The following is a 10,626-nucleotide window of genomic DNA, read 5'->3' as shown; positions in this document are numbered from 1 at the left end:
GTGCTGGCCAGTTCCAGCCGCAGTGCGGCCCAGGTGCGTGCCACCGGCCAGGCGCTGATGCATTCACAGCGCATGGCCAAGTCCGTGTCCGCGGCCCTCGTCGGCAATCCAGCCGCGTTCGCGGAGCTGCGCGAGTCGGTCAGCACGCTGAGCGGCGTCGTCAACAACCTGCGCACCGGCGAAGGCGACCTGGCGATCGCGCCGGCCGCCGTGCAGCCGACGCTGGACATGGTCAAGCCGCTGGTCGAACGTGCCGAGAAGAACGGCAAGGTCGTGCAGTCCCAGGAAAAGATCCTGACCCAGGTCGGCCAGGCGCTGCGCGCCATCAACCGGCAGTCCAGCGACCTGCTGGAAAGCGCCGAGGCCGTGTCATCTCAAGCCCTGCAGATCGGCTCGTCGGCGGGTGAAGTCTCTGCCGTCGGCCAGCTCGTCATGCTGACCCAGCGTATCGGCAAGAGCGCCAACGAATTCCTGACCCAGGAAGGCGTCAGCCCCGAGGCGGTGTTCCTGCTGGGCAAGGACTTGAACTCCTTCAAGCTCATCACCGAAGCGCTCATCAGCGGCAGCCCCGAGCTGCGCCTGAACGCGGCACGCGACCCGCAACTGAAGGAACGCCTGCAGACCCTGCTCAAGCAGTACGAGCAGACCCGCACGCAAGCCTCTGCGATTCTGGGCAACCTGCAGGGCCTGGTGTCGGCACGTGAAGCTCAGACGGCCATCCTGAACGACTCCGAGCCGCTGCGTAAGGGCCTGGAGCAGGCCGCCGGCGAGCTGGAAAAGTCCGGCGGCGCGGGCTGGGGCCTGATCGCCTTCATGGTGCTGTCCCTGATTGCCCTGGTGGCCGGTGCCTTCGGTTTCCTGCGCCTGTTCGTGGCCGACCAGTCCGAGCGCGCCGCGCTCGCCGAAGCCTCACGCCGCGAAGCCGAGGCCCAGGAGCAAGAGGCCAAGCGCGTCAACGACGCCAACCAGGCCGCCATTTTGCGGTTGATGAACGAACTGGCCAGCGTCGCTGAAGGCGACCTGACGCAACAAGCGACGGTGACAGAAGACATCACCGGCGCCATCGCCGACTCCGTGAACTACACGGTGGAAGAGCTGCGCAACCTGGTCGGCCAGGTGCAGGCAACGGCAGCCCGCGTGACCGACACGACCGGCGCGGTGGACCAGACGTCCACCGACCTGCTGGCGGCCTCCAAGGAACAGCTGCACGAGATCCGCGCCACCGGCGAGGCCGTGCTCGGCATGGCAAGCCGAATCACCGACGTGTCCGCGCAGGCGCAGACAACGGCCGGTGTGGCGCGCCAGAGCCGTCAGGCTGCCGAGCAGGGTCTGTCCGCGATGCAGAACAACATCGCCGGTATGAACACCATCCGCGACTCCATCCAGGAGACCTCCAAGCGCATCAAGCGCCTGGGCGAGTCGTCTCAGGAAATCGGCGAGATCACGGAGCTGATCTCGGACATCACGGAACAGACGAACGTGCTGGCCTTGAACGCCGCCATTCAGGCCGCGTCCGCCGGCGAAGCCGGTCGCGGCTTCTCGGTGGTTGCGGAAGAAGTGCAGCGCCTGGCGGAACGCTCCGGCGACGCGACGCGGCGAATCGCTGCGCTGGTCAAGACCATTCAGACCGACACCCACGATGCGGTGGCCGCCATGGAGCGTTCGACGCGCGGGGTGGTGGAAGGTACGCAGCTGTCTGACGCGGCCGGCAAGGCGCTGGAAGACATCGACAGCGTGTCCCGCCAGCTGGACAACCTGATCGGGCAGATCTCGACCCAGGCCCAGCAGGAAGCCGAGCATGCCAATGAGGTGGCCTCCAACATCCAGCACATCTTCGCGGTGACCGAGCAGACCTCCGAGGGCACGCGCTCCACCGCCCAGATGGTGCACGAGCTGTCGCGCTCTGCCGAGGCGCTGCGCACGTCCGTGTCCCGATTCAAGGTCGCCTGACCGGCCCCGCCCTACCGCATCGAGCGAGAAAGCCCACGCATGGACAGCTCCCTGCGAGACTCCGAACTCCCGGCCGACCTCAGCCCACTGGCCTGGGTGCAGGAGGAGTTGCGCCGCTCCCTGGAGTCGGTGCACAAGACCCTGCGCCGCCTCGTGCGCGACAGCGGCGACAACCGCCTCTCCGCCTTTGGCGGTGATGCCCAGCCCAGCGCGCCGCTGCAGCAGGCGGCCGCGCAGTTGCACCAGGTCAGCGGCGTGCTGTCGCTGGTCGGCCTGCCGGCCGGCGCCAGCGTGCTGCGCGCCGCCGAAGTGGCCGTCGCGCGTCTGGCCGAGCGGCCGCTAGAGGTCGAAGCCAGCACCGTCGACACCATCGAACGCGCCGACTTTGCCCTGCTGGCCTATGTCGCCCGCCTGCTGGCTGGCAACAAGACTTCGTCGCTGGCCCTCTATCCGGGCTATCGCGCGCTGCAGCAGCTCAACGGTGCCGATCGCATCCACCCGGCCGACCTCTGGCAGTACGACTGGTCCTGGCGCAGCATTGCGCCCGAAGCCGGTGTGTCGCCGCGTTCGCCCGAGGCCGTGCGCGCGCCTTTTGAAGCCGCGCTGCTGCGTCATATGCGCGAGCCCAGCTCGACGCATGCGGCCAATCTTTCCGGCCTGTGCGCTGGTCTGGCAGCCGCCTTGCCCGCTGGCACGACGCGCACGCTGTGGCAACTCGCCGCCGCCGTCTTCGAAGGCCAGGCGCTCAAGCTGATTCCCAGCGACGGCTATGCCAAACGCCTGGGCTCCAAGCTGCTGCATGAACTGCGCCTCGTTGGCCACGGCGATCAGATGGACCCGGCGCGCGAACGCCTGGCCCAGGACCTGCTGTTCTTCTGTGCCCAGTGCCGCGTCAACCAAGGCGCCGGCCCGCGCCTGACAGCGGTGCATGAAACCTACCGCCTCACTGATGAGCATGCCGGCGACTACGAGGACGCCGGCCTCGGCCGCATCGATCCGGCCTGGGTCGCGCAAGCCAAGCGCCGCGTGATTTCAGCCAAGGAAAGCTGGTCCAGCGCCGCCGAAGGCGACCAGCACCGCCTGGCCGGCCTGGACGAGCAGTTCGCCGGTCTGGCCGATTCGCTGACCCGCCTCTTCCCCAGCGGTGAAGTGCTGGCTCAGACACTGCAGCGCGCCGTCGTCGCGACGCTGCGCTCGCGCAGCACGCCGCCACCCGCGCTGGCCATGGAAATCGCCACCAGCCTGCTCTATGTCGAAGCCGCGCTGGAAGACGCCGCCTTCGACCAGCCCGAGCAGGCCGATCGCGTGCGTCGCCTGGCGCGCCGCGTCGAGGCCGTGGCCCATGGCCAGACGCCCGAGCCGCTGGAAGACTGGATGGAGGACCTGTACCGCCGGGTCTCCGACCGCCAGACCCTGGGCAGCGTCGTGCACGAGCTGCGTGCCAGCCTGTCGGAAGTCGAGAAGCAGTGCGACGAATACTTCCGCGACCCGGCCCGGCGTGAGCTGCTGATTCCCGTGCCCGGCCAGTTGCAGGCCATGCGCGGCGTGCTCAGCGTGCTGGGCCTGGACCAGGCGGCGCAGGCCACCGTTCGCATGCGCGACGAGGTCGACGGCCTGGCCAACACCGAGATCGATTTCGAGCGCGCCAGCGCCCGTGGCGTGTTTGAGCGCCTGGCCAACAACCTCGGCGCCCTGGGTTTCCTGATCGACATGCTCAGCGTCCAGCCTCAGCTGGCCAAGCGTATGTTCCAGTTCGACGACGCCAGCGGCCGCCTGGACGCCGTCATGGGCCGCCGCGAAGGCGCCGTCGAGCTGCCGAGTTTCGAGGCCAGCGGCTTCCACGTCGACCTGGTCGACGAATCGGCCCAGATTGCCGCTCCCGCCGCCTACGACGCCACCCAGCCCTTGCGCATCGACCTGGGGACGCTGGACCTGCCCGACCTCAGCCTGCCCGACGTCGACCTGTCGCAGCCGGCCGCTCCCGCACCCGTTCCCGTGGTTGCTCCCCCGCCGCCCGCGCCCAGCGTCGCGGACGACCCCGAGATGCGCGAGATCTTCCTCGAGGAAGCCGACGAGGTCATCGGCAACGCCCGGGCCGCGCTGGAAGAGCTGCGCCAGGCCCCCGCCGACCACGGCCAGCTCACCATCGTGCGTCGCGCCTTCCACACCCTCAAGGGCAGCGCCCGCATGGTCGGCCTGGACCCCTTCGGTGAAGGTGCCTGGGCCTGCGAACAGCTCTACAACGCCCGCCTCGCCGAAGCCACCCCCCAGGCCGACGCCGCCTTGCTGGGCTTCACCACCGAGGCGCTGGACTACTTTGCCCACTGGCGCAACCAGATTGCTGGCACGGAACCGGGCCACAGCTTGCCCGACCCGGTGCGCCGCAGTGCCGATTCGCTGCGCCTGCATGGCCAGCCCCTGCCTATTGCCGTTTCGGCTGCTCCGGCCGCCGAAGCCATCGAAGCGGTAGAAGCCCAAGGCCTCGACCTGCCGCTGGACGCCGCGACCCCGGTCGAAGCCATCGAGCGTGGCCCCGAGGTCATGGCCGAGCCGGCCGCAGAACCCATCGTCGCCGCACTGCCGGCGGAGATGGAGGAGACGCCGCCGCTGGTGCCCGACTTCGTTCTCGAGCTTGGCGCACCGGCCAACGAGGCCCCCATCGAGGCTGACCTCGACCTCGCCCTGCCCGAGGTCACGCTGGATCTCGACCCGACCGAACTACCCGCCGAGCTGGTCAGCGAGTTCGACGCCCACGCACYGACCGAACCCCTGCCGCTGCCACCCACGCCTGATGAAGAGCCGACCTTGGCCAACTTCGGCGTCGTGCTGGATCTGGACGAGCCTGAGCCTGTCATTGCCGCCGAACCTCTGGCCGAGCCCCCGGTCCGGCCGGAGGAGTCCACGCTGGCCCTGCACAAGCTGCTCGAGGAGGACGAGGAGCCGGCCGCGCCGGTTCTCACGCTGGTCAGCCCTGCCGAGACGGAGCTGGAGCCTGAACCCGAGTCGGCCGACCCCGACGAAGGCTTCAAGGTCATCGGCTCGCTGCGCATCAGCATCGCGCTGTTCAACATCTTCCTGAACGAGGCCGACGAGCTGTCGCGCAAGCTGTCCATCGGCCTGGCCGAGTGGGCCGTCGAGCTCAGCCACCCGGTGCCGCAGAGCTGCGAAGTGCAGGCTCACGCCCTGGCCGGCAATGCGGCCACGGTGGGCTACGAGGATCTCTCCATCCTGGCCCGGGAACTCGAGCACACCCTGGGTCGCGCCCATCGCGCCGTGCGCTACGAGCAGGCCGACGCCGAACTGTTCGTGCGCGCCGCCGACGACATCCGCCGCCTGCTGCACCAGTTCGCAGCCGGCTTCCTGAAGCCCAACGATCCCGAGGTCGTCGCGCAGCTGCATGCCTACGAGCCGCAGGAAGAGTCCTTCACGGCATCCGCGCCCCTGGACGCGCTGCCTGTGCCAGCCCTGCACGACACCCTCGCCGGCGACCTGGATGACCAGGTCACCGTGGCTGCTGATCTGCCGGAGTCCGTCGTTGATCTCGCCGATCTTGTCGACCTGGCCGAACCCCTCGTCGAGCCCATTGCCGAGCCGGCCGCAGAGACGGTTGCCGAGGCTGTGCCGCAAACCGAGCCTGCCCCGCTGCTGGCGGCCGACGACGAGCCCGAGCCGGGCCTGCCCGACCACATCGAGCCCGACCTCTATCCCATCTTCGAGGAGGAAGGGCGCGACCTGCTGGAACAACTGCACGGTGCGCTGCGCGACTGGTTGGCCCATCCGGGCGAGCTGGGCCGTTCCGACGCCTGCATGCGTGCCCTGCACACCTTCAAGGGCGGCGCCCGCCTGGCCGGCGCCATGCGCCTGGGCGAGCAGGCCCACAACCTCGAATCCGCCATCGAGAACCTGCTGAGGGCCGGCAGCGCCAACCACGGCCAGGTCCAGGCGCTGCAGCATGAGGGTGATGCCCTCGAGCACGCCTTCGAGGAACTCGGTCGCCGGCTCGCATCTGCCGCCGTGCCGGCCGCGCCGGCCATCGTCGCCCCGCCGCCGCCGGCACCCGCTGCCAAGCCGCCGGTCGTTGTCGAGGCGGCTGCGCCGGCGCCTGAACCCGAGCGCCTGTTGGCCGAGATTGCCCAAGCCGATGTGCGGCCGGTCGCATCCACCTTCGTCGAGAAGCCCGCCGAACCAGCGCGCGAGATCGACTGGAGCCGCTTCACCGACACCGCCGAGGTCGCTGCCGGCAGCGACAACCTCGCCATCGGCCAGGCCTTGGTGCGTGTGCGCGGCAGCCTGCTGGAGCGCATGGCCACGCAGGCCGGCGAGGTCAGCATCCGCCGTGCGCGGATGGAGTCCGAGCTGGTCCAGATGAAGGGCGCGCTGCTTGACCTGGACGACAACCTGGAGCGCCTGCGCGCCCAGCTGCGCGAGCTGGATCTGCAGGCCGAGGCCCAGATGCACGCCCAGCAAGAGGCGGCGCAGCAGGGCGGCCGCGAGTTCGACCCGCTGGAGTTCGACCGCTACACGCGCTTCCAGGAACTGACCCGCATGCTGACCGAGTCGGTGGGTGACGTGGCCACGCTGCAGCGCACACTGGGCCGCAACGTCCAGACCGGCGAAGACGAGCTGGCCGCGCAATCCCGGCTGACGCGCGAGCTGCAGGACGACCTGCTGCGCACCCGCCTCGTCGACTTCGACAGCATCGGCGAGCGCATGCACCGCGTCGTGCGGCAGGCTGCCCGCGATGCCGGCAAGCAGGTCAAGCTGGAGATCACCGGCGGCCAGACCGAACTGGACCGCTCGGTGCTGGAACGTACCGCTGGGGCCTTCGAGCATCTGCTGCGCAACAGCGTCGCTCACGGCATCGAGTCGCCCGAGGTGCGCGCGGCTTCGGCCAAGGACCCGGTCGGCACGTTGCGCATCGAGGTCAGCCAGCACGGCAACGAAGTGCTGCTGAATTTCTCCGACAACGGCGCCGGCCTCAACCTCGGACGCATCCGCGAGCGCGGCCTGCAGCTCGGGTTGATCTCGCCCGACGCCGAGCCTGACGACGCGCAGCTCAAGCGCCTGATCTTCGCGCYGGGCTTCTCCACGGCCAGCCAGGTGACCGAGTTGAGCGGCCGCGGCATTGGCATGGACGTCGTGCGTGCCGAGGTCGGCACGCTGGGCGGCACCATCGAAACCACGTCGACCACCGGCCAGGGCACCAGCTTCCTGCTGCGCCTGCCGCTCACCACGGCGCTGACGCAGGTCGTGCTGCTGAAGAGCTCCGACCAGGTCATCGCCGTCCCCGCGGCGCTGATGCAGTCAGTGCAGCGCGTGCCCGTCGATGCAGTCGAGGCGGCCTATGCCACCGGCAAGCTGCAGCATGGCGGTGTCGAGATGCCCTTCTACTGGCTGGGCGGCCTGCTCGGCCACGCGGGCCGTGGCCATGTCCATGGCCGCCACACCCATGTGGTGCTGGTGCGCAGCGCCCAGGGAGCACTGGCCCTGCACGTGGATGAGGTCGTCGGCAACCAGGAAGTCGTCGTCAAGAACCTCGGCGCCCAGCTCAATCGCGTACCGGGCCTGGCGGGCATCAGCCTGCTGGCTTCGGGCGAGGTGGCGCTGATCTACAACGTCGTGGCACTCGCCGACTGGTACGGCCTCGACGCCCAGGCCCGCCTGGCGGCGGCCCATGCCATGTCGCTGGGCGAAACGCCGCAGCAGGCCGCACCGGTCGTCGAGACGGTGACGCAGGCGCCGCTCGTCCTCGTCGTCGACGACTCGCTGACGGTGCGTCGCGTGACCCAGCGCTTCCTGGAGCGCGTCGGCCTGCGCGTCATGCTGGCCAAGGACGGCCTGGATGCGATGGAGAAGCTGTCGGGTGACGAGTTGCCTTCGGTGGTACTGTCCGACATTGAAATGCCCCGTATGGACGGTTTCGACCTGGTGCGCAACATGCGCGCCGACTCGCGGCTGGCTGCTCTGCCCGTCATCATGATCACCTCGCGCATTGCCCAGAAGCACCGCGACTACGCGGCTCAGCTGGGTGTCGACCACTACCTGGGCAAGCCCTACGATGAGGAGTATCTGCTCGGGTTGATCCAGCAGTTCACCCAGCAGGCCGTGGCGGCCTGAGCACCCCCCCATGTCCCAGGTTGTCGACCATCTTGCTGAACTGACCGGTTTTCGTGACCGGGATGTCATGGACGTCACCCTGGTCATGGCGCTGCGTGACCTGCTGGAGCCCGAGTCCGTCGCGATCTACCGCAGCGTCGGCGAGCCGGGCGACGAACGTTGGCTGACCCGTGCCCATCTGCGCGCGGGTGATGCGGTCGCGTCGGCCGACCCGCTGTGGGCCAAGCCTGGTGCGCTGCCGAAGGCGACCGACCATCCGCTGCGCCTGGAGGCCATGCGCAGCCGCAGCGTCACCCAGGTGGCCCAGGGCGGCCAGTGGCTCTACCTCTTCCCGATTGCGACCGACCGCGACGTCATCGGCGTCATCGAGATCCTGTCCACGCGGCGCCTGGGCACGGGCGCGCAGCGCATGGTCAGCAGCGTGCTGCGGATCTATCACAACTTCCAGGGCCTGCTCGACTACTCCGAGCGTGACACGCTGACGGGGTTGCTGAACCGCAAGACCTTCGACGAGAGCTTCCTGAAGGTGTTGTCGGACATCCCGACGCGTGCCGACGTGACGCACGAGGCCGAGGACCGCCGCCACGAGACGGCCATCCAACACTATGTGCTCGGCGTGATCGACATTGATCACTTCAAGACCGTCAATGATCGCTTCGGGCACCTGATCGGCGACGAAGTGCTGTTGTTGCTGTCGCGCCTGATGCGCGGCTCTTTCCGCTTTCACGACATGCTCTATCGCTTCGGCGGCGAGGAGTTCGTCGTGCTGATGCGCTGCGACGAGGAGATCCACGCGGGCGAGGCCTTCGAGCGCCTGCGCCTGAACACCGAACGCTACGCCTTCCCGCAGGTGGGCCGCATCACCGTCAGCATCGGCTTCACCGAGGTGCGCCCGGGCGACGGGCCAGCCGATGCCTTCGAGCGCGCCGACAAGGCGGTCTATCACGCCAAGGGCCATGGTCGCAACCAGGTCCACAACTACGCGGCCCTGGTGGCCAGCGGCGTGATCCAGGAATCGGCACAGCTCAGCGACGTCGAGCTGTTCTGAAGCCGCCGCGCTGAAGCATTCGTCACCCGCACAAGACCGCAGGCTGACCTTTTTGCTCTCCGTTCATCGCCTGACGACGGCGTAGCGGGCCAGCGTGCGCTCCCGTGCGATGGCGTGGTCGACGATGGGGCGCGGGTAGACGCTGCCCTGCATCTGCAGCGGCGCGCGCGCCCAGGGCTCGTGGATGGTCTTGGCCGGCAGCTCCGCCAGTTCGGGGCAGTAGCGGCGGATGAAGCGGCCCTGCGCGTCGAACTTCTCGCTCTGGCTCACCGGGTTGAAGATGCGGAAATAGGGCTGGGCGTCGCAGCCGCTGCTGCTGGCCCATTGCCAGCCACCGTTGTTGGCCGCGAGGTCGAAGTCCAGCAGTTGCTGCGCGAAATAAGCCTCGCCGCGTTGCCAGGCGATGCCGAGATCCTTGGTCAGGAAGCTGGCTGTCACCATGCGCAGGCGGTTGTGCATATAGCCCGTCTGGTTGAGCTGGCGCATGGCGGCGTCCACCAGCGGGTAGCCGGTGCGGCCCTCGCACCAGGCGGCGAACAGCGCGTCGGCTTCAGCGCCCGTCTCCCAACGGATGGCGTCGTACTCGGGCTTGAAGGCCGCCGTCATCGCATGCGGGTGGTGGTGCATGACCTGGTGATAGAAGTCGCGCCAGATCAGTTCTGACAGCCAGACCTCGGCGCCATGTTCGCCGCCCAGCATCCGCTGGTGCGCGATGCGCGCGAGGCGCCGGATCGACACCGTGCCGAAGCGCAGGTGCACGCTTAGATAGCTCGGCCCCTTCATCGCCGGGAAGTCCCGCCTGCTGTCATACGCGTCGATGCGGTTCAGGAAGTCCTCCAGCAGCGCCTCGGCGCCGCGGACGCCCTGGCCGACATGCTCGGTCAGCCCGGCGGGCTTGAAGCCGATTTCTTCGAGTTTGGGGATCTCAGTGGCCAGCTTGCTCTTCGCCAGCGCATGCGCATGCCGCTCGGTGGGATAGCTGCCCAGATAGAACTCATCGATCTTGCGCAGCCAGGCGTTCTTGTAGGGTGTGAACACGCTGTACGGCCCACCCGCGGCCGTCATGACCTCGCCGCGCTCGAAGATGACATGGTCCTTGAAGGTGCGCAGCTCGGCATTGAGGGGTTTCAGCAGGTCGGCCACCAGCGCGTCGCGCATCAGCGCCTGCGGTTCGTCGTCGTGGTTGGTGAACACGGCCTGCACGCCCAGCTCGGCCACCAGGCGCGGGATCTGGTCCGCCGCAAAGCCATGCCGCACGATCAGCGCCCCGCCGAGCTTGCGCAGGTCCTCGTCCAGCACCTGCAGCGCGCCCAGGATGAACTCGACGCGTCGGTCTGCGCGTGGCAAGGCGTCGAGGATGTCGCGGTCCAGGACGAATGCGCAGAAGACCTGTTTCGCGCTGCGCAGCGCGTGATACAGCGCGGCCTGGTCGCCCGCGCGCAGGTCGCGGCGAAACCAGACAAGAGCGCGGTCAAGGTGAGCAGGCATGGGCGCAGATTAAGGTCTTTGCA

At 68.6% G+C, this 10,626-nt stretch carries 4 protein-coding genes; 3 read left to right on the top strand and 1 reads right to left on the bottom strand.

The window, feature by feature from the left end; translation table 11 throughout:
• The 3 genes from AC1DU6_RS11000 to AC1DU6_RS10990 all read left to right on the top strand — a co-directional run.
• The coding region (locus tag AC1DU6_RS11000; RefSeq protein ID WP_477857170.1) for a methyl-accepting chemotaxis protein at positions 1-1,950 on the top strand (1,950 nt) is incomplete at its 5' end.
• A gap of 39 nt (positions 1,951-1,989) precedes the next feature.
• Positions 1,990-8,067, top strand: coding sequence for a hybrid sensor histidine kinase/response regulator (locus AC1DU6_RS10995; RefSeq protein ID WP_477857169.1), 6,078 nt, complete (start codon positions 1,990-1,992; stop codon positions 8,065-8,067).
• A 10-nt stretch (positions 8,068-8,077) separates the two neighbouring features.
• Positions 8,078-9,115, top strand: a complete 1,038-nt coding sequence (locus AC1DU6_RS10990; protein ID WP_056199460.1) for a GGDEF domain-containing protein — start codon at positions 8,078-8,080, stop codon at positions 9,113-9,115.
• A 63-nt stretch (positions 9,116-9,178) separates the two neighbouring features.
• Here the strand turns inward: AC1DU6_RS10990 and AC1DU6_RS10985 are convergent, their stop codons facing one another.
• Positions 9,179-10,603: a cryptochrome/photolyase family protein gene (locus AC1DU6_RS10985; RefSeq protein WP_477857166.1), complete on the bottom strand. Its 1,425-nt coding sequence runs from the start codon at positions 10,601-10,603 to the stop codon at positions 9,179-9,181.
• Positions 10,604-10,626 lie beyond the last annotated feature (23 nt).

The organism is Roseateles sp. P5_B10 (assembly GCF_056400485.1).
The sequence above is the reverse complement of the archived record's forward strand: the minus strand, read 5'-3'. Positions and strand labels throughout refer to the sequence as shown.

What these genes read in the sequence shown, in the direction of transcription:
- AC1DU6_RS10990 (WP_056199460.1), top strand. Translation starts at nt 8,078, where the DNA reads ATGTCCCAGGTTGTCGACCATCTTGCTGAACTGACCGGTTTTCGTGAC.
- AC1DU6_RS10985 (WP_477857166.1), bottom strand. Translation starts at nt 10,603, where the DNA reads ATGCCTGCTCACCTTGACCGCGCTCTTGTCTGGTTTCGCCGCGACCTG.